General features: G+C 67.9%; 16 protein-coding genes. 13 read left to right on the forward strand and 3 right to left on the reverse strand.

Annotated features, from left to right (window positions below; genetic code table 11):
• Positions 1–37 precede the first annotated feature (37 nt).
• The 8 genes from AB0M46_RS08415 to AB0M46_RS08450 all read left to right on the forward strand — a co-directional run bounded on the left by AB0M46_RS08415 (position 38) and on the right by AB0M46_RS08450 (position 8,409).
• A complete protein-coding gene (locus AB0M46_RS08415; protein WP_363333818.1) occupies positions 38–1,522 on the forward strand; it encodes an NAD-dependent succinate-semialdehyde dehydrogenase in 1,485 nt (494 codons plus the stop codon).
• Entirely contained in the window at positions 1,519–2,346 is an 828-nt protein-coding gene (locus AB0M46_RS08420; RefSeq protein WP_363333820.1) for a nitrilase family protein, read from the forward strand. The genes AB0M46_RS08415 and AB0M46_RS08420 overlap by 4 nt, the downstream gene beginning before the upstream one ends.
• Positions 2,347–2,516: 170 nt before the next feature.
• Entirely contained in the window at positions 2,517–3,077 is a 561-nt protein-coding gene (locus tag AB0M46_RS08425; protein WP_363333822.1) for an amino acid synthesis family protein, read from the forward strand.
• Positions 3,077–4,432: an aminotransferase class III-fold pyridoxal phosphate-dependent enzyme gene (locus tag AB0M46_RS08430; RefSeq protein WP_363333824.1), complete on the forward strand. Its 1,356-nt coding sequence runs from the start codon at positions 3,077–3,079 to the stop codon at positions 4,430–4,432. Before AB0M46_RS08425 ends, AB0M46_RS08430 begins: the two co-directional genes overlap by 1 nt.
• A 16-nt stretch (positions 4,433–4,448) precedes the next feature.
• Positions 4,449–5,867 carry a dihydropyrimidinase gene (gene hydA / locus AB0M46_RS08435; protein ID WP_363333826.1) on the forward strand — a complete coding sequence of 473 codons (1,419 nt, stop codon included), beginning with the start codon at positions 4,449–4,451 and terminating at the stop codon, positions 5,865–5,867.
• Positions 5,868–5,883: 16 nt separating this feature from the next.
• Positions 5,884–6,891 (forward strand): LLM class flavin-dependent oxidoreductase, encoded by a 1,008-nt coding sequence (locus AB0M46_RS08440; RefSeq protein ID WP_363333827.1) that lies wholly within the window; start codon positions 5,884–5,886, stop codon positions 6,889–6,891.
• A 4-nt stretch (positions 6,892–6,895) separates the two neighbouring features.
• The gene (npdG, locus tag AB0M46_RS08445) at positions 6,896–7,582 is read left to right on the forward strand and encodes an NADPH-dependent F420 reductase (RefSeq protein ID WP_363333829.1); all 687 of its coding nucleotides are present in this window, start codon (positions 6,896–6,898) and stop codon (positions 7,580–7,582) included.
• Complete coding sequence (locus AB0M46_RS08450) at positions 7,579–8,409, forward strand: nitrilase-related carbon-nitrogen hydrolase (RefSeq protein WP_363333831.1); 831 nt, start codon at positions 7,579–7,581, stop codon at positions 8,407–8,409. The genes npdG and AB0M46_RS08450 overlap by 4 nt, the downstream gene beginning before the upstream one ends.
• 66 nt (positions 8,410–8,475) lie before the next feature.
• Here the strand turns inward: AB0M46_RS08450 and AB0M46_RS08455 are convergent, their stop codons facing one another.
• On the reverse strand, positions 8,476–8,790 hold the full coding sequence (locus AB0M46_RS08455; RefSeq protein ID WP_363333833.1) for a hypothetical protein: 315 nt from the start codon (positions 8,788–8,790) through the stop codon (positions 8,476–8,478).
• Positions 8,787–8,987, reverse strand: coding sequence for a hypothetical protein (locus AB0M46_RS08460; protein ID WP_363333835.1), 201 nt, complete (start codon positions 8,985–8,987; stop codon positions 8,787–8,789). Before AB0M46_RS08460 ends, AB0M46_RS08455 begins: the two co-directional genes overlap by 4 nt.
• Positions 8,988–8,999: 12 nt before the next feature.
• On the opposite strand from AB0M46_RS08460, the gene AB0M46_RS08465 reads away from it, so the two are divergent.
• Both AB0M46_RS08465 and AB0M46_RS08470 read left to right on the forward strand, forming a co-directional pair.
• On the forward strand, positions 9,000–9,785 hold the full coding sequence (locus tag AB0M46_RS08465; RefSeq protein ID WP_363333837.1) for a hypothetical protein: 786 nt from the start codon (positions 9,000–9,002) through the stop codon (positions 9,783–9,785).
• Positions 9,786–9,919: 134 nt separating this feature from the next.
• A complete protein-coding gene (locus tag AB0M46_RS08470) occupies positions 9,920–11,233 on the forward strand; it encodes an ISL3 family transposase (RefSeq protein WP_363333839.1) in 1,314 nt (437 codons plus the stop codon).
• Between the two features lie 125 nt (positions 11,234–11,358).
• Here the strand turns inward: AB0M46_RS08470 and AB0M46_RS08475 are convergent, their stop codons facing one another.
• Positions 11,359–13,095 carry a DUF6119 family protein gene (locus AB0M46_RS08475; protein ID WP_363333841.1) on the reverse strand — a complete coding sequence of 579 codons (1,737 nt, stop codon included), beginning with the start codon at positions 13,093–13,095 and terminating at the stop codon, positions 11,359–11,361.
• A gap of 257 nt (positions 13,096–13,352) precedes the next feature.
• On the opposite strand from AB0M46_RS08475, the gene AB0M46_RS08480 reads away from it, so the two are divergent.
• From AB0M46_RS08480 to AB0M46_RS08490, 3 genes are read left to right on the forward strand one after another with little or no spacing between them, the layout of a single operon-like run.
• Positions 13,353–14,915: an N-6 DNA methylase gene (locus AB0M46_RS08480; RefSeq protein WP_363333843.1), complete on the forward strand. Its 1,563-nt coding sequence runs from the start codon at positions 13,353–13,355 to the stop codon at positions 14,913–14,915.
• A gap of 1 nt (position 14,916) precedes the next feature.
• The gene (locus AB0M46_RS08485) at positions 14,917–16,878 is read left to right on the forward strand and encodes a class I SAM-dependent DNA methyltransferase (RefSeq protein WP_363333844.1); all 1,962 of its coding nucleotides are present in this window, start codon (positions 14,917–14,919) and stop codon (positions 16,876–16,878) included.
• Complete coding sequence (locus AB0M46_RS08490) at positions 16,875–18,152, forward strand: restriction endonuclease subunit S (protein WP_363333846.1); 1,278 nt, start codon at positions 16,875–16,877, stop codon at positions 18,150–18,152. Before AB0M46_RS08485 ends, AB0M46_RS08490 begins: the two co-directional genes overlap by 4 nt.
• The last annotated feature ends 55 nt before the right edge of the window (positions 18,153–18,207 follow it).

Raw genomic sequence — 18,207 nt, forward strand, 5'->3', positions numbered from 1 at the left:
ACCGGACCGGGTGACCCGGCCGGTGGAGGAGGATGCAATGGCCGCATTTGACGAGGCGCTGGCCGCGGCGACGGCGGTGGCCGGACGGGTGCCGAAGGGCCTGTACATCGACGGGGAGTGGCGGCCGGCCCAGGGTGGCAAGGCGCTGACGGTGGAGGACCCGGCGACCGGCTCGGTGATCGCGGAGGTCGCCGACGCGTCCGTCGCCGACGCCCTCGACGCCCTGGCCGCCGCCGACCGGGCGCAGCAGGCCTGGGCCGTCACGCCGCCGCGCGAGCGGGGCGAGGTGCTGCGCCGGGCGTTCGAGCTGATGGTCGCGCGGCGCGACGACCTGGCCGGGCTGATGACCCTGGAGATGGGCAAGGCCTTCGCGGAGTCGCAGGCGGAGGTCAGCTACGCGGCGGAGTTCTTCCGCTGGTTCGCCGAGGAGGCCGTCCGCATCGACGGCGGCTACCTCACCGCCCCGGGCGGCGGCTCCCGGGTGCTGCTCATGCGCCAGCCGGTCGGCCCGTGCCTGCTCATCACACCGTGGAACTTCCCGATGGCGATGGGCACCCGCAAGATCGGTCCCGCGCTGGCGGCCGGCTGCACGGTCGTGGTCAAGCCGGCCAAGCAGACCCCGCTGTCGATGCTGGCGCTGGTCGGGATCCTCGAGGAGGCCGGCGTCCCGCGCGGCGTGGTCAACCTGTTCACCACGGCGCGGTCGGGGCAGGCCAGCTCGGCGCTGCTCGACGACGCGCGGCTGCGCAAGGTGTCGTTCACCGGCTCGACCGAGGTGGGCCGGACGCTGCTGGGCCAGGCCGCCCAGCGGGTGCTGCGCACGTCCATGGAGCTGGGCGGCAACGCGCCGTTCCTGGTCTTCGACGACGCCGACCTCGACCTGGCGATCGAGGGCGCGGTGCAGGCGAAGATGCGCAACGTCGGCGAGGCCTGCACCGCCGCCAACCGGTTCTACGTCCAGCGCGCCGTTGTGGACCGCTTCGTCAGCGGCCTCGCCGAGCGGCTGGGCAGCCTCCGCGTCGGCCACGGGCTCGACCCCGCGACCGAGGTGGGCCCGCTCATCGACGGCAACGCCGTGAGGTCGGTCGGTGAGCTGGTCGCCGACGCGACGGCGGCGGGCGCCAAGGTCGTGACCGGGGGAGAGGCGATCGCCGGCGACGGCTACTTCTTCGCGCCGACGGTCCTTTCCGGCGTACCCGGCGAGGCCCGGACGGTCCGGGAGGAGATTTTCGGCCCGGTGGCCCCCGTCGTGGCGTTCGACGCGGAGGACGAGGCGGTCGGCATGGCCAACGCCTCGGAGTACGGCCTCGCGTCCTACGTCTTCACCGAGAACCTGGCCCGCGGCCTGCGGGTCAGCGAGCGCCTCGAGAGCGGCATGGTCGGCCTCAACCAGGGCATCATCTCCAACCCGGCCGCGCCGTTCGGCGGGGTGAAGCAGTCGGGTCTCGGCCGCGAGGGCGGGCGGGTCGGCATCGACGAGTACCTGAACATCAAGTACACGGCCGTCCGGGCGGCCTGGTGACCGGCTTCCTGCTGGCCGGCGTCCAGATGAGGCCGGCCTTCGGTGACATCAGGGCGAACCTCGCGGCCTCGTCGTTCTGGATCCGGGAGGCGGCCGCCCGCGGGGCCAAGCTGGTGGTACTGCCAGAGGCGGCGTCGGCGGGTTATGTCTTCACGGACCGGGCGGAGGCCGCGCAGTACGCCGAGCCGGTGCCGGACGGCCCCACGAGCGCAGGCTGGGCGGCGCTCGCGGCGGAGCTGAAGATCTGGATCGTCGGCGGCGTGACCGAGCGGGAGGGCGAGCGGATCCACAACTCCGCCGTGGTGCTCGGGCCCGGCGGCTACCTGGGCAAGTACCGCAAGTCGCATCTGTGGAACGACGAGAAACGCATCTACGACCCCAACACGTCCGGCTTTCCGGTCTTCGACACGCCACTGGGGCGCATCGGGGTCGGCATTTGCTACGACGCCTGGTTCCCGGAGATGTTCCGCAGCGTCGCCGTGCAGGGCGCCGATCTCGTCGTCCTGCCGTCGAACTGGGTGCCGGTGCCGGGGCAGCCCGCCGACGGGCCGGCGATGGCCCACCTGATGTGCATGACCGGCGCGCACAGCAACCAGTGTTACGTCGCCGGGATCAGCCGGATCGGCGTCGAGCGCGGCCAGGAGTTCGTCGGCCGGTCCGTGCTCGTGGGCCCCGACGGCTGGCCGCTGGCCGGTCCCGCGAGCCGGGACCGTGAGGAGCTGGTGATGGCCGAGATCGACCTCATCGGCACCCGCCGGGAGCGCCGGGACAACCCGTTCAACCAGCCGCTCGCCGACCGGCGCACCGACCTGTATCTGAGCTGATCCTCGAGCTGACCTGAGCCCGGCGCGGTAGCGGCCGGCCGATGTCGGCTGCCCTTGTGCGGGTCGGATCACCTCAGCTTTTTCCGAACTTCAGGACGCTTGACAGTCCTTCGCAGTATCGACAGTATTTGAACCGACGGTTCGTTGAGTGAACCACAGGAGGATTGATCGTGATCAGGGTCCGGAAGATCGTTCGCCACCTCGAGGAGACCTGGCTGGAGAACGGGCAGGACGTGCAGCCCCGCCACCGCGTCGCGTTCGTCGGCGTCGTCATCGAGAACCCCTACCCCAGCGCCTACGTGCGGGATCTGGTCACCCTGGCCGACGAGCTGGGTGAGGAGATCGGCAGCCTCATCGGGCCCGCCTGCGTCGAGCTGCTGGGCGACGAGGTCGAGGCGTTCGGCAAGGCGGCCCTCGTCGGCATCGACGGGGAGGTCGAGCACGGCTCGGCGCTCATCCACAACCTGCGCTTCGGCAACGTCTTCCGCAACGCGGCCGGTGGCACGGAACTGCTGCCGGCGGCCGAGAAGGTCGGGCTGCCCGGCAGCCCGATCGACATCCCGCTCAAGCACAAGCTGGATGCCAAGACGCGCTCCCACCACCAGACCGTGACGCTGCAGGTCGCCGACGTGCCGCGGCCTCGCGAGATCTTCGTGATCTGCGCGGCGGCCAACGCCGGGCGCCCGCTTGCCCGGCTCGCCACCTTCGGCGCCGAGGTCAAGGGCAACTGATGACGATCACCGAGACTCAGGCCTGGACCGCTCAGCGCGTCAAGGCCGTCGACAAGGAGTACGTGATCCACTCCTGGTCGGTGCAGGGTGCGCTCGACCCCATCCCCGTGGCCGGTGGATCGGGCTCATGGTTCTGGGACTACGACGGCCGCAAGTACCTCGACTTCCAGTCCCAGCTCGTCAACCTGAACCTGGGCCACCAGCACCCCCGCCTCGTCGAGGCGATCCGCGCCCAGGCCGAGGAGCTGTGCTACATCGGGCCGGGGTTCGCGGAGCGCTCGCGCGCCGAGCTGGCCGAGATGATCGCGGGGCTGACCCCCGGCGACCTGAAGATGAGCTTCTTCACCACCGGTGGCGCGGCGGCCAACGAGAACGCCGTCCGGCTGGCCCGCCACGTGACCGGCCGGCACAAGATCGTCGCCCGCTACCGCTCGTACCACGGCGCCACCGCGGGTGCGATGTCGCTGACCGGCGACCCGCGCCGGTGGGCCGCGGAGCCGGGCATCAGCGGCGTGGTGCGCATGCTGGACCCGTACACCTACCGCTGCCCGGCCGGGCACCCGGATCCCTGCCCCGTCTGCTCGGGTGGCCCGCACCTCGAGGAGATCCTGCAGTACGAGAACCCCGAGACCGTCGCCGCCGTGATCGTCGAACCGGTCACCGGCACCAACGGCCTGCTCTACCCGCCGGACGGGTACCTGCAGTCGCTGCGCGAGGTCTGCGACCGGTACGGCATCATCCTGATCTTCGACGAGGTGATGGCCGGCTTCGGCCGCACCGGCGAGTGGTTCGCCTGCAACCACTGGAACGTCACGCCCGACATCCTCATCACCGCCAAGGGCCTGAACTCCGGCTACGTCCCGCTCGGGGCGATGACGGTCAACGCGCGGATCTCCGAGTGGCTCAAGGACAACATGTTCTGGGGCGGCCTGACCTACGCCGGTCACCCCCTCGCGTGCGCGTCCGGCGTGGCCTCGCTGCAGATCATGGAGGACGAGGGCGTCGTCGGGAACTCACGGGCGATGGGCGAGCGGCTCGGCGCCGGCCTGGCCGCGCTGGCCGAGCGGCACCCGAGCATCGGCGACATCCGCGGCCGCGGCCTCTTCTACGGCGTCGAGCTGGTGAAGAACCGCGCCACCAAGGAACCGCTCGTGCCGTTCAACGCCAAGGGGGCCGCCGCGGCACCCGTGGGCAAGCTGCTCAAGGCGGCGATGGAGCGGGGCGTGTACCTCACCGCCAACTTCAACGTCCTGCGCCTCACGCCGCCGCTCGTCATCAAGCCCGAAGAGATCGACCTGGCGCTCGGCGTCCTCGACGAGGTGCTCGCCCTCGCCGACGAGCACTACCAGGGCTGAGTTTCAGGAGATGGATATGGGATCGACACTGATCAGCGGCGGCACGGTCGTCAACGCGGACTCGGCGATCCGCGCCGACGTCCTGGTGCGTGACGGGCGGATCGTCGCGCTCGGTATCGGTTCGGACTGGACCGCCGACCACGTCATCGACGCGACCGGGAAGCTCGTCATCCCGGGCGGGATCGACGCGCACACGCACCTGGAGTACCCGATCGACGGGTTCACCACCAGGACGGCCGACGACTTCTACACCGGGACCGTCGCCGCTGCCCACGGCGGCACGACGACGATCCTCGACTTCGTGAAGAAGGAGCCCGGCCGGTCGCTGTACGACACGTACCTGCGCCGGCGGGACGCGGCGGCGCAGCGCTGCGTCGTCGACTTCGGTCTGCACGCCATCGTCCCGCCCCGCGACCAGCAGCCCGACGTGCTCGACGACCTCCGCCGGCTCGCCGGCGAGGGGGCGGGCAGCTGGAAGTTCTTCATGGCGTACCCGGGCACCCAGATGGTCGACGACGGTGAGCTCCTGGAGGGCTTCGACCTGGCGCGCGAGTGCGGCGTGCTGCCGATGGTGCACGCCGAGAACGGGCACATGGTGGCCCGTGAGACGCAACGGCTGATCGAGCGCGGCAACACGGCCGAGCACTTCCACGCCACGGCGCACGGCCACGACTCCGAAGCCGAGGCCGTGCACCGGGCGATCGTCCTCGCCGAGTCGGTCGGTGCGCCGCTGTACGTCGTGCACGTCTCCAGCGCCGCCGCGGCCGAGGAGATCGGCCGGGCGCGCGCCGACGGCCGCCGGGTCTGGGCGGAGACCTGCCCGCAGTACCTGCAGGTCGCCTACGAGGACTACGCCGGCCTCGGTGAGCGGGCCGCCGCGTACCTGTGCTCCCCGCCGATCCGCGAGCGCAGCAACCAGGAAGGCCTGTGGAAGGCGCTCGTCACCGGCGCGATCGCGACGATGGCGACCGACCACGCGGGCTTCTGCATGCACCAGCCCGACGACCTTCCGCCGCAGAAGCTGCGCAGCCCCGGCTACTTCCCCAAGGTGCCCAACGGCGTGCCCGGCATCGAGGACCGCCTCATGGTGCTGTGGCAGGGCGGGGTGGCGAGCGGGCGGATCGACCCGTGCCGGTTCGTCGACCTGGTGTCCACCCGGCCGGCCAAGCTCTTCGGCCTCTTCCCCCGCAAGGGGATCGTCGCGGTCGGGGCCGACGCCGACCTGGTGGTGTGGGACCCGCAGGCCGATCACGTCATCACCACCGCGGGCACGCACATGCGGACCGACTACAACCTCTACGACGGGATGCGGGTGACCGGCAAGCCGGTCCACGTCCTCTCGCGGGGCGAGCACCTGGTGGACGCATCGGGTTCCTTCAGCGGCGCGGCGGGCCGGGGTGCCTTCGCCGACCGCGTCGAGCCGAACTTCTTCTGAACGGAGCTGTACTTCGATGAAACTTCCTCTTGGTATCCATGTCGGCGAGCGGCTCAGCCTCGAGCAGACCTACTGGCAGGCCGAGTTCGCCGACCAGAACGGCTTCGAGTCCGTCTGGGTCGCCGAGGGGCGGCTCGCCCGGGACGGCATCGTGCCGGCGGCGATCATCGCGAGCAAGACCCGCAACGTAAAGATCGGCACCGGCGTCGTCAACAACAAGAGCCGCAACGCCGCGCTGATGGCGGTCACCTTCAAGACGCTCGACGAGGTGGCGCCCGGCCGGGCGATCCTGGGCATCGGCGCCTGGTGGGAGCCGCTGGCGACCAAGGTCGGCCAGCCCCTGACCAAGCCGATCGCCTCGATGCGCGAGTACATCACCGTGCTGCAGTCGTTCTTCCGCAACGAGCTCGTCGACTTCGAGGGCGACTTCGTGCAGATGCGGGGGGTGCGGTTCGACAGCATGTACCGCGAGAACAAGCCCGTCGACATCCCCATCTACATCGGCGCCGTCGGGCCCAAGATGCTCGAGCTGGCCGGTGAGATCAGCGACGGCGTGCACATGGACTTCCTCCTGCCGCCGTCGTACCTTGCCGGCGCCCGCGCCGCCATCGACCGCGGCCTCGCCAAGCGGACCGACGGCAAGCAGGACATCGACCTCACCCAGATCGTCTCCTGCAGCATCAACGACGACGACCCGCAGGAGGCCATCGACGCCTGCAAGGCGTTCCTCACGCTGTACCTGTGCCAGCAGCCGCACATCGCCGAGCACTGCGGCGTCGAGCGCGAGCTGGTCGACCGGCTCCAGGAGATCGCCGGCTGGCCGGCCACCCCGGAGGACATCAAGCGGGCGATGCAGCTCGTCCCCAACAGCCTGGTCCAGAACGTGACCGCCTGTGGCTCCACGGACGACGCGTTCCAGAAGCTGATGGCGTACCACGAGGCCGGCGTCCGCAGCCCGATCATCTCGACCCTGGGCGACAAGGAGCAGACGCTCACCCGGCTCGCCCAGGCCGCGAAGGCCTGAGCCGATGAGCCTGACAAGGATCGCGGTCATCGGCGGGACCGGTCCGCAGGGACGCGGCCTCGCCTACCGCCTGGCCCGCGCCGGACACGCCATCGTGCTCGGCTCCCGCGACACCGCCCGCGCCGAGGTCGCCGCCGCGGAACTGCGCCAGCAGCTCGAGGCCGCCGAGATCACCGGTGCCTCGAACCTCGACGCGGCCGCCTCCGCGCCCGTCGTGCTGCTCGCCGTGCCGTACGACGGGCACGCCGAGCTGGTCACCGGCCTGGCCGGCGCGCTGACCGGCAAGATCGTCATCAGCTGTGTCAACCCGCTGGGCTTCGACAAGCTGGGCCCGTTCGGCCTCGACGTGCCCGCGGGCAGTGCCGCGGAGGAAGCGGCCGCGATCGTCGGCGAAGCCACGCTGGTGGGTGCGTTCCACCACCTCTCCGCCCCGCTCCTGCTCGACCCGGAGGCGGACCTGAGCCACGAGGACGTCCTGGTGTGCGGCGACGACCGCGCGGCCAAGGAACTCGTCATGGGGCTGGCCGCCGACGTGACCGGCGGCCGGGCGGTCGACGCCGGCCGGCTGCGGCTGGCCCGCCAGCTGGAGCCGCTCACCGCCGTGCTCATCTCGGTGAACAAGCGGTACAAGACCCGGTCAGGGGTGGCCATCACCGGACTGACCCAGGCTTCGGAGAAGGTCCTCGCGTGAAACTCGCAGCGCTGCAACTACAGGCCTCAAGCGACCGCACCGAAACGATCGGGCGCGCCGCCGGCCTCATCGACGACGCCGCCGGCCAGGGCGCCCGGATCCTGCTGCTGCCGGAGCTCTTCGCCGTGCCGTTCGTCCAGCCGGAGCCCGACCTCGAATACTTCGAGCTGGCCGAGCGCCTCGACGGCCCCTCGAACCGGATGGCGGCCGAACGGTCGCGGCAGCACGGCATGACGATCGTCTCGTCGATCTTCGAGGCGGCCGACGTGCCGGGCGTGTACTACAACACCGCCTGCACGTACGTCGCGGGCGAGCTCAAGTCGGTGTACCGCAAGTCGCATCTGCCGTTCTCGAACGGCTTCCCGGAGAAGTTCTACTTCCAGCCGGGCGGCAGCGAACCCGAGGTCGTCGACACCGGGGAGACCGGCGTCGGCACGATCATCTGCTACGAGCGGCACTTCCCCGAGCTCAGCCGGATCGTGGCCCTGCGCGGCGGCTCGGTGCTCTGCGTGCCGGTGGCCTCGGCCAGCGCGCCGATGCGCGAGGTCTTCCAGCTGGAGCTGCGCGCGCACGCGGTGTTCAACGGCATGTTCGTGATCTGCTCGAACCGCGTCGGCAAGGAGGGCGTCAAGGACTACTTCGGCCTCAGCGCCGTCTACGGCCCGAACGGCGACGTGCTCGCCGAGGCCGCCGATGGCGCCGACGGCGTGGCGGTGGCGGAGGTGGACCTGAGCCTGGTCGAACTGTCCCGGCGCAAGCGCCCGTTCCTGCGCGACCGGCGGCCCGAGCTCTACGCCCGGCTGACCAAGATGGGCCCGACCGCGTAACCCCGGGCCGGGCGCCGGCGCATGCGATGCCGTCCCTCACCGCATGCGCCGGAGCCCGGCCGCTCGCTATCTGCAGGTCCAGACCACGGGGCGCGGGTCGGGTGGGTTGTCGGCCTGCAGGACGGTCGTGATCCGGGTGCCGTCGAGGCTGATCCGGCCCATCATCCCGAGCGGCCTCCGCGGATCGGTGGGCAGCCACGTGACGGTGCCGTTGACCCATACCGCCGGATACGGCGGGGCCAGGTCGGGCGCCTCGCCGAAGACCCGGCCGAACTTGTCGATCTTGCGCACGAGCAGGCCGGTGACCTGGTCGAGGGAGCCGGTGCGCACGTTCCACCGGGAGGAGCCCCCGACGATCCAGTCGCCGTTCACGTTGGTCATGGTCGGGTCGGCCCCGGCGGGGGCAGGTCCTTGCGGGTGCCGTCGGGCAGCCAGGCGACCGCGCCGCGCACCGCCCGGCCGTCCACCTCGCTCGTGTAGGCCGCGGCGACCATGCCGTCCTCGGCGATCCCGCCGAGGGCCACCGTTGCCTGGGGCAGTGGGTATTCGCCAAGATCGTGGCCGCGGAGCCCCCACACATCATCGTCGACGTGGGCGAGCCCCGTGCGTTGACTGTGGCCAGCCCGGTGGCCGAACTCGCAGTCAAGCTATGCGGCACCGGCCACCAGTGCCGTCGGTACGGGATTTTCGCCGACGCCGTCGACTGCCCTGGGCATGGAAGCTGGGAGGCGACAAAGCTGCCGCTTGACGAGTTCGTTAACGGCGTCTGCGTGGACGACCTTGTGTGGGAGTTGCTGCCAGGCGTGGAGAAGGCACGAACGGAGCCGGAGCCGTCGATGTCAGCGATGACCGGCGGGGCATGGGCCAGCCGGCGCAGTCGAAGCCGCTACAACGAGCTGCTGAACGTGATCAAGCAGCTCAACTCCGTAGTCGCTACTGCACGGGCGGAACGCTATCGTGCGGAAGCCGCGGAGCGGGAGAAGACACTGCGCGAGGTGCGACGCCGACAGGAAGAGATACGTCGTCAACAGCAGGAGAAGGAGCGTCACGTCGCGAACGTTGCGGCGCTTGTTGAGCGGCAACAACGACTGACGCCTACGGCGGTGCGGTGGGTAACGGACCAGACTGGAGCGGTCCCGTGGATCTTGCCAGCCGATTTCGAGCACGCCATGGGGGTGTCGATCATGGTTGAGCACGCGCCAGCGATGGTGGTGTGCCCGGTTGAATCGCGCATCGACGATGAGGTCGCCGGCCGGATGCTGAACGTGACGATCCTGGTTGCATCGGATGCCGAGCGGCGTCGCGTCGCAGATCGGTGCAGACCAGGCCAGCGAATCGTCGTGCAACCCGTTGCGCCGTCTGCTGACTCGGTTTGACGGCTCTTCGAACTTGGTGGGGGTTTGACCAGCCGGGCTGGGCTCCACTGTGGACCCTGACTGATAGATGCCCGTAGCTCGTGTAGATCATGTTGTTGTCGAAGCAAGATGATCACAACAGAAGAGCTACGGGCGTGGTTAACGATACGACGCGGCTGCTGGGCCTTGACGGCCTGGCCGTGGTCGGGGTCGCCGGCGGCCCTGACGGACCGGTAGTGCACCTGGTCGCCGACGATGAGCAGGCACGACACTGCCCGGACTGCGGCACCCGGGCCCGACGGTCGAAGGGCCGGCGGGTGACCCGGCCGCGTGATCTGCCAGTCGGTGGCCGCCGACCACAACTGGTGTGGACCAAGCGCCGCTGGCGCTGCGACGAGCCGGGCTGCCGGCGTCGTTCGTTCACCGAGTCGGTCCCGGCCGTGCCACCACGCAAGCGGCTGACCAGCCGGCTACGGGCCTCGGCCGGGGCCGCGGTCGCCGACGCCGGCCGCGCCGTGGTCCAGGCGGCCCGCGACCACGACATGTCCTGGCCGGTCGTCGCGGCGGCGTTCACCAGCCACGCCCGGTCGGTGCTACCAGCCCAGCCCGAGCCGGTCCAGGTGCTCGGCATCGACGAGACCCGCCGCGGCCGGCCCAGATGGGTCCTGGACGAGGCCACCGGCGTCTGGCAGACCGCGGTGGACCGGTGGCACGTCGGGTTTGTGGACCTGTCCGGCGGGCAGGGCCTGCTCGGACAGGTCGAAGGCCGCACCGCCCAAGCGGTCATCGACTGGCTGGGCGACCGCGACCAGGCCTGGCGCGACGCGGTGGCGTTCGTCGCGATCGACATGTGCACGATCTTCAAGTCCGCGATCCGCCGGGCCCTGCCCCAGGCCACCCTGGTCGTGGACCACTTCCACCTGGTCCAGCTGGCCAACCAGACCCTCACCGAGGTCCGCCGCCGGGTCACCGTCACCCACCGCGGCCGGCGCGGCCGCAACAGCAACCGTGAATGGGAACTACGCAACCGGCTCACCCGCTCCGCCGCCCGCATGCGCGGCGAACACGTCGACGCCCTCCTCGACGAACTCGCCGGCCTACCCGCACCGATCGGTGCACCGATCACCACCGCCTGGAACGCCAAGGAAGACCTCCTCGACCTGCTCGCCACCGCCCGCACCCACCCGGACCGGGAACAGGTCCGCGATCTGCTGCACCGCTTCTACCACCGCTGCGCCGACGCCGACCTCCCCGAACTGGAACGCCTGGCCACAACCGTCGAAACGTGGTGGCCCGAGATCCTGGCATTCCTGCACACCGGGATCACCAACGCCGGGTCCGAAGGCACCAACCGGGTCATCAAAACCATCGCCCGCAACGCCTACGGCTTCCGCAACCCCGTCAACCAGCGACTACGAACCCGAACCGCCACCACCCGCAAAACCCGCGGACATCTCGACCCCCGCTAATTTCGAAGAGCCGGTTTGACCCGCCGCCAGATCATTGCACCATCCGCATGTACAGTCACCGGTTCATAGGTGTGTCGCAGCGAGAGACAGGGCCGGTCGGCGCCGGCCCAGCCACCTCGACGCCGTCAGCGGGGAGGAATTCCGATGACCTCCACGTCGATGTTGTCGCTACGGAGCCTACGGACGGCCCGATACAGGGCGACCTGCGAGAACGTGAACAGGGTCTTGGCGCTGAGCGGTTTGCCGGAGCTGAGGGCAATGGCGTACACGATCTTCTTCGGCCTGAACGCTGCGGTGAAGCCGCGACCGGGATCCGCGTGCCGGACCATCTTGGCCAGCTGGGCGCGGGCGTCGCGCTCGTAACGCAGCGCGTCGATAGCGACCTCGCCCTGGTAGAACAGGTGACTCAGGGGCGACGAGCGATCTGCCCGCTTGACGTGGATGAGCTCGTTGTCAGGGCCGAGCAGGTCGCATCCCTCGATGCCGTACGGGTGCTGGCGGGTCTTCAGCAGCCGTTTGTCGAGCAGTACGAAGCCGTGCCTCGCGGCGTGCTTGTTGTAGGCGTCCTCGTTGGCCAGGCTCGTGGTCCACGGGGGGAGTGCGATGGTGGGCGGCCGACTCAGGATCTCCTCGATCTCGGTACCGAGAAAGTCGAGGTGGTGCTCCCCGATTTCGTACCACTTGCCTTCCTGGTAGATCATGCGCGCGTTTCCGTTGGCAATCTCAGCGGTGATCCACTTGTGCGCGGATTCCGGCGGGGTCAGCAGGTCGCCGTGCTTGTTGGCGCAGAGCGCGATGGTCCCATTCTTCAACGCCTTGAGCCGCATGCCCGCCGGCCGGGTCCGCGCTCGTTCGAGAACGGCCTCAAAGTCGAGTTCCGACAGATGCGCCCGCCGGCTGCCGACCGTTTTGATCTCATACGCCACGGCCAACGGCTCGTATTCGGCCTGACTGATGGGCATCGTCAGCGCCAGCCCGTCGGGCGCCACCTGTCCGAGCAGGTCGTCGAGATGCTCGTCGAGTTCCTGCGTGCGAGCGCCGGTGGGCAGCGGCTGGACCTGAGCGATGAACTCAAGTTCGGGCGAGGGCGTGTCCACGGCGGAAACACGGGTGATCTCGCGAAGGTCGTCCAGCAGGCCGACCGGATCAACGCTCAGCGGGATCTGCAGAGAGTTGGCACCGGCGACGGACACCGGGCGCTTGGTCAGCCGGGTGACGGTGAGCCGCGGGTTGTCGAGGAGCGTGCCGCAGAGCTGCCCGACGATCTCCCCCCAGCGCTCGATGTTGAACTGCCGGATGTGCAGGCCACCAGGGACCTGACTGCGGTCGGTACGCCCGGTGGAAGCGAGCATCCTGCGGGTGATGCGCATGATCCGTTCGGGGCCTACGGCACGGATGGCGAAGCCGATCCCGAACCCCGGGTCGTAGAGATCCGGATTGATCATGTGCCTGCCCACCGTGCCGTACGTGAGGGCGTACACCACTCCGTCGACGGCTACGAGGAGCGCTCCTCCGGCGCTGCTGTATCCGACGGCGACCGCATTGCCGGTCAGCCCCGTGATGACCGGGCACCAATCGGCCCGGTCCCGCGGCACGTGCCCATGCACGAGAAGGGCCGGAGCATCACTGACGGTCGTCGGGTGGATCTCGAAGTCCTGTCCGCGCAGGTACCGGTTGTTCAGGGCTCTCCGCAGCCCGTCAGGGTTGGGCGGGACACCGTCGAGCCGGTAGAGGGTGGTGCGGTAGGAGCCACCGCTCCGACGGCTGTTGGGCTTGTTGCGGTTCCGGGATGCCTTGGTCGCCCGATCGGCACGGGCGTTGTCGTTGTGATTCTCGGGCGAGTAGGTCGCGGCTACATCCATGAACTGGCCCTTCGCGGTTGGCCTCTGGCACGCCAGGCCCCTGTGGGATGGCGGGTGGAAGTCGACATGTGGTGACGCATTCGCGTGCGCGAGGTCTCGCTGCTGCGTCAGCACCCGTCGCTCTGTGGCATGAAGACCTCTAAAGCCACTGTGAACATAGAGCAATGTACACAGTGGGCGCTGTTCACGCAAGGATACGCGTTGCGTGAACTTGACGGTCTGTGTACTGTGCCTGTGAACGCGCTACGGAGGCACTGATGACAGACAACGTTGAGGTCACCGCCGCCGATGTTGCTCGCATTGCCGGAGTGGGCAGAGCCGCTGTGTCGAACTGGCGTCGTAGGCACGCCGACTTTCCCGCACCGATCGGAGGAACGCCGTACAGCCCAACGTTCGCTCTTGCGGACGTCGAAGCCTGGCTGATCGACAATGGGCGCGCCGCAAATGTGAAGACGCTCGACACACCCGCTGCGCAACGGCCAAGTGAGTCCCTGGAGTCTCGGCTTGCTGGGACGATGGCTGCGCTCCTCCCGCCGCTGACCGACGGAACTGTGTTCGACCCAGCCTGCGGGGACGGTGCGCGGCTAGCCGCCGCAGCTAAACGGCTCGGCTCTGGACTGCGGTACGTAGGCCGCGACCTCGAAACAGCCCAGCTCGAAGACGCGCGATCCGCGCTGCTGTCCGTCGGCGCAACGGCGGTCGATCTTGCAGTGGCCCCTGGAACTCATACGCCAGGTGGCGCGGAAGCACTGATTTCGGTCAGCCCGCTCAGCGATCGCCCGCTGGACGGCATGAACTGGGAATTCGGTCAACCGTTGCGACACGATCAGCCGCTGGCCTGGGCTCAGTTTTGCCTGTCCCAACTCAAGCCAGGCGGCGTCGCCGTCGTCGCCGTCCCGTTCTCCGCAGCTACCCGAGCCTCAGGTCGACGCATCCGGGCCGGGCTCCTGCGTGCCGGTGCGCTCACACACGTTATCGGGCTTCCCGAGGGGGCCGTGGTCGGCACGCTGCACCCTTGGCAGATTTGGCTACTCGCTCGGCAGGTCGGCAGGCCCACCTACACGTTGCGGATGGTCGACCTGACCGACCGCACACCGGACGACCTGCCCGCCGACGAAAAGGCGTGGGCGGCTGTCTTCACTGATCCGGTGCACACCCGGGACGTGCCATCGATTGAACTACTCGATGAGGACGTGCTGCTTCTGCCGACCGGCCACATCGAAATCGAGCCGCGCGATGTTGCGCCGGAGTATGCCGCGCTACGCGACCGATACGCCGGAGCTGTACGCGGGCTGGACGGCCATCCGCCGACCTTCGCACCGGCGAACGGCCAAGTCCCAGGACCGCTCATCAGCCTCAACGATCTAGCCAAGTCAGGCGCGCTCGCGTTCATCGACTACAAGTCGGCACGCCCCGGCGACGTGATCGTGCCAGCCGTTCCGCGAGGCTTCGACGCCTTTGTGCTCGACGAGGCCAACGCACCCGAGATGCGGGCGGGCTCAGCAGTTCGATGCGACCCCGCCGTACTGGACCCTCACTTCCTTGCCTGCTTCCTGCGTGCAGAGATCAACAGACGCCAAGCTTCCGGCAGCCTGGGCGGGACCTTTCGGCTGGACCTGCGACGCGCCCGCATTCCGCGCATGACACCGACGGAGCAACGCCACTACGGTGAGGCGTTCCGCCGATTGACATCGTTCGCCGCCGCGGTCGAGGAAGTCGCCGCGTCGGCGAACGCCGCAATCCGCACCGCCGTCGATGGCCTGACCACAGGAACCTTCGCCCCATCAGCCCAGGAAGAACACGGAAAGCGAGCTAGGTGACGTGAGCACCCATCAGGAACTGGCCGGCTTCATCTGGTCGGTCGCGGACCTGCTGCGTGGCGACTACAAGCAGTCGGAGTACGGCAAGGTGATCTTGCCGCTGACGGTCCTGCGCCGCCTCGACTGCGTGATGGAGCCGACCCGCCGAGAGGTCTGGGATCGCGACGCCTCCCTCAAGATAACCAACAAGGACCAGTTGCTGCGGATCGCCGCCGGCCTGCCGTTCTACAACACCTCGCTGCAGAGCTTCGCCACCATCGGCGCCTCCGCGCCGGACGTCGCCAAGAACCTTCTCGACTACATCAACGGCTTCTCGGCCAACGCTCGCGAGATCATCGACAAGTACGAGTTCGAAACGCAGATCGTCCGACTCGCCAATGCCAAGCTACTGTATCCGGTAGTCCAACGCTTCGCGGATATCGACCTCAGCCCAGGCCATATCGACAACCATCAGATGGGCTACGTCTTCGAGGAACTGATCAGACGGTTCTCGGAAATTTCCAACGAGACGGCCGGTGAGCATTTCACGCCGCGCGAGGTTATCCGCCTGATGGTCCACCTTCTGGTTGGCGCTGACGCCGATCGCCTCACCGGCCCGGGCAACGTCATCAACATCCTCGACCCCGCCTGCGGCACCGGCGGCATGCTGTCCGCCGCTGAGGAGCTCATCACCTCGCTCAACCCGCACGTCGAGGTCAAACTCTTTGGCCAGGAGATCAACGCCGAGTCGTACGCCATTTGCCGCTCCGACATGATGCTCAAGGGACAGGACCCGTCGAACATCGTCTTCGGCAACTCGTTCAGCGACGACCAGCACGCGGGTCCGTTCGACTACATGCTCGCCAACCCGCCGTTCGGCGTGGAATGGAAAAAGGTCAAGGACGTCGTCGAGGAGGAGGCCGCCCTCGGCCACGCCCGTCGCTTCGGCGCTGGCCTGCCGCGCATAAACGACGGCTCATTCCTGTTCCTGCAGCACATGCTGTCGAAGATGGAGACCCCGGAGAGGGGCGGCTCCCGCCTGGCCATCGTCTTTAACGGCTCGCCGCTCTTCACCGGCGCCGCCGGATCCGGCGAGTCCGAGATCCGCCGATGGATCCTAGAGAACGACTACCTCGAAGGCATCATCGGCCTACCGGACCAACTCTTCTACAACACCGGCATCTCGACCTACTTCTGGATCCTCTCCAACCGCAAGCCAGACGCCCTGAAGCATAAGGTTATCCTCCTCGACGCCCGCGACCAGTGGGTCAAGATGCGGAAGAGTCTTGGCGACAAGCGCAAGATGATCTCTGACGACCAGATCGCCTACATCACCCGGCTGTACGCCGACGCCCTCACCGTCGCCGTCGACCCCGACCACCTCGACCAGGCCCGTGTAAAGGTTTTCGACACCACGGGCTTCGGGTACCACCGCATCACCGTCGAACGCCCGCTCAAGCTCCGCTTCGAGATCACCGAAGACACGCTCGCGGCCCTGGCCGAGTCGAAGCCCCTGGCCCGCTACGAGGGCCGCGACTCCCTCATCGGAGCCTTCAAGCCCCTTATCGGCACTACCTGGCCCACGAAGGCAGAGGTCAAGAATGCCCTGCACGCGGCCGCAGCAGCCGCCGGCACCGCGTGGCCGGGCGCCGCTGTCGAAAAGGGCATCTGGGACGCCGTCTCGATCAGCGACCCGGACGGGGAGGTCCAGAAGGCGAAAGGCGCTGTTCTCCCGGATCCGGACCTTCGCGACTACGAAAACATCCCCCTCAAGGAAGACATCGAATCATACTTCACCCGCGAAGTCGTGCCACACGTCTCGGATGCCTGGATCGACGAAACGAAAACCAAGGTTGGCTACGAAATCCCCTTCACCCGTCACTTCTACGTATACGAACCCCCACGCCCGCTCGCCGAAATTGATGCCGAACTCCGTGCCCTGGAGTCTCAGATCCAGGCCCTCCTGTCCGAGGTGACATCGTGAGCGTTGAGGTTGCGCCGTGGTTGCGCGACTCGCGCTGGCCGACGGTGCCGATCCGTTACGTTGCCCGCCTGGGAACCGGGCACACACCTAGCAGGCAGCACCCGGAGTATTGGGAGAACTGCACGATTCCCTGGGTGACCCTCGCCGACGTCGGTCAACTCCGGGACGGAACCGTCGACACGATATCGTCAACCGTTGAGAAGATCAGCCTGCTCGGTATCGCGAACTCATCCGCCGTGCGACACCCTCCCGGGACCGTCATCCTTTCGCGTACTGCTTCTGTAGGGTTCTCTGCAATTCTCGGCGCCGACATGGCGACGAGTCAGGACTTTGCGACATGGACCTGTGGTGCGCGGCTGGACAGACGGTACCTTCTCCATGCTCTTCGAGCTATGGCCCCCGACCTCCGGCGACTGGCAATGGGTTCGACTCACAAGACGATCTACATGCCAGACATTGCCGAGCTTCGTATCCCTCTTCCGTCGCTGAGCGACCAGCGGCGAATCACTGACTTCCTCGACAACGAGACTCAACGTATTGATCGTATCGGTTCTATGCGGTCAATGCAGATCGAGTTGCTGAAGGAATTGGCGACGGCTCTGGTTTCGGACAACTTCGCCGTCGGACCGAACGTCCCCGAGGTCCGGCTTGGTTATCTCGCAAAGATTCAGACGGGCGTCACCGTGGATGGATCGCGCGCGAGGGGCCTAAGCGATGTTACGAGGCCATATCTGCGGGTGGCGAACGTTCAGGCCGGATATCTAGATCTTAATAAGGTGAGCGAGATAACGGTACCGAGGGACGTGGCGGCCAGATCCGTGATGCGGCCGGGTGACGTATTGATGACCGAAGGCGGCGATCTCGACAAGCTCGGACGCGGAACGGTGTGGGACGGAGAGATCGAAGGATGCCTTCATCAAAATCACGTCTTTGTAGTCCGGGTGGACGCTCGACGCCTCGATCCTCGGTACCTTGCGTTGCTAACCCGGACGAGTATTGCACGGGCTCATTTTGAAAGAACGGGAACGAAGACCACTAACCTTGCATCGACAAGCAGCAGCAAAATCCGTGATCTTCGCATTCCGCTTCCTGCGCTTGTGCAACAGAGAGCCATTGTCGAGGCCGCCACCTCCGCCCTCGCTGAGGTTGAGGCATCAATGAAAATGATGGCACGGCAACGTGCCGTGCTGGCGGAGCGTCGGCAGGCGTTGACTGCGGCGGCGGTTACTGGGCGGCTCGATGTCACCACAGGGCGCGAAACTCATTTGGCATGAAGCCCGCGACTCGGGCTAGAGTGCGACGGATTTCAATGCTCGAGGAAGCGAACCC

The organism is Dactylosporangium sp. NPDC051485, from assembly GCF_040682015.1.
Classification (GTDB): Bacteria; Actinomycetota; Actinomycetes; order Mycobacteriales; family Micromonosporaceae; genus Dactylosporangium.

What these genes read in the sequence shown, in the direction of transcription:
- AB0M46_RS08440 (WP_363333827.1), top strand. Translation starts at nt 5,884, where the DNA reads ATGAAACTTCCTCTTGGTATCCATGTCGGCGAGCGGCTCAGCCTCGAG.
- AB0M46_RS08415 (WP_363333818.1), top strand. Translation starts at nt 38, where the DNA reads ATGGCCGCATTTGACGAGGCGCTGGCCGCGGCGACGGCGGTGGCCGGA.
- AB0M46_RS08475 (WP_363333841.1), bottom strand. Translation starts at nt 13,095, where the DNA reads ATGGATGTAGCCGCGACCTACTCGCCCGAGAATCACAACGACAACGCC.
- AB0M46_RS08455 (WP_363333833.1), bottom strand. Translation starts at nt 8,790, where the DNA reads ATGACCAACGTGAACGGCGACTGGATCGTCGGGGGCTCCTCCCGGTGG.
- hydA (WP_363333826.1), top strand. Translation starts at nt 4,449, where the DNA reads ATGGGATCGACACTGATCAGCGGCGGCACGGTCGTCAACGCGGACTCG.
- AB0M46_RS08480 (WP_363333843.1), top strand. Translation starts at nt 13,353, where the DNA reads ATGACAGACAACGTTGAGGTCACCGCCGCCGATGTTGCTCGCATTGCC.
- AB0M46_RS08430 (WP_363333824.1), top strand. Translation starts at nt 3,077, where the DNA reads ATGACGATCACCGAGACTCAGGCCTGGACCGCTCAGCGCGTCAAGGCC.
- npdG (WP_363333829.1), top strand. Translation starts at nt 6,896, where the DNA reads ATGAGCCTGACAAGGATCGCGGTCATCGGCGGGACCGGTCCGCAGGGA.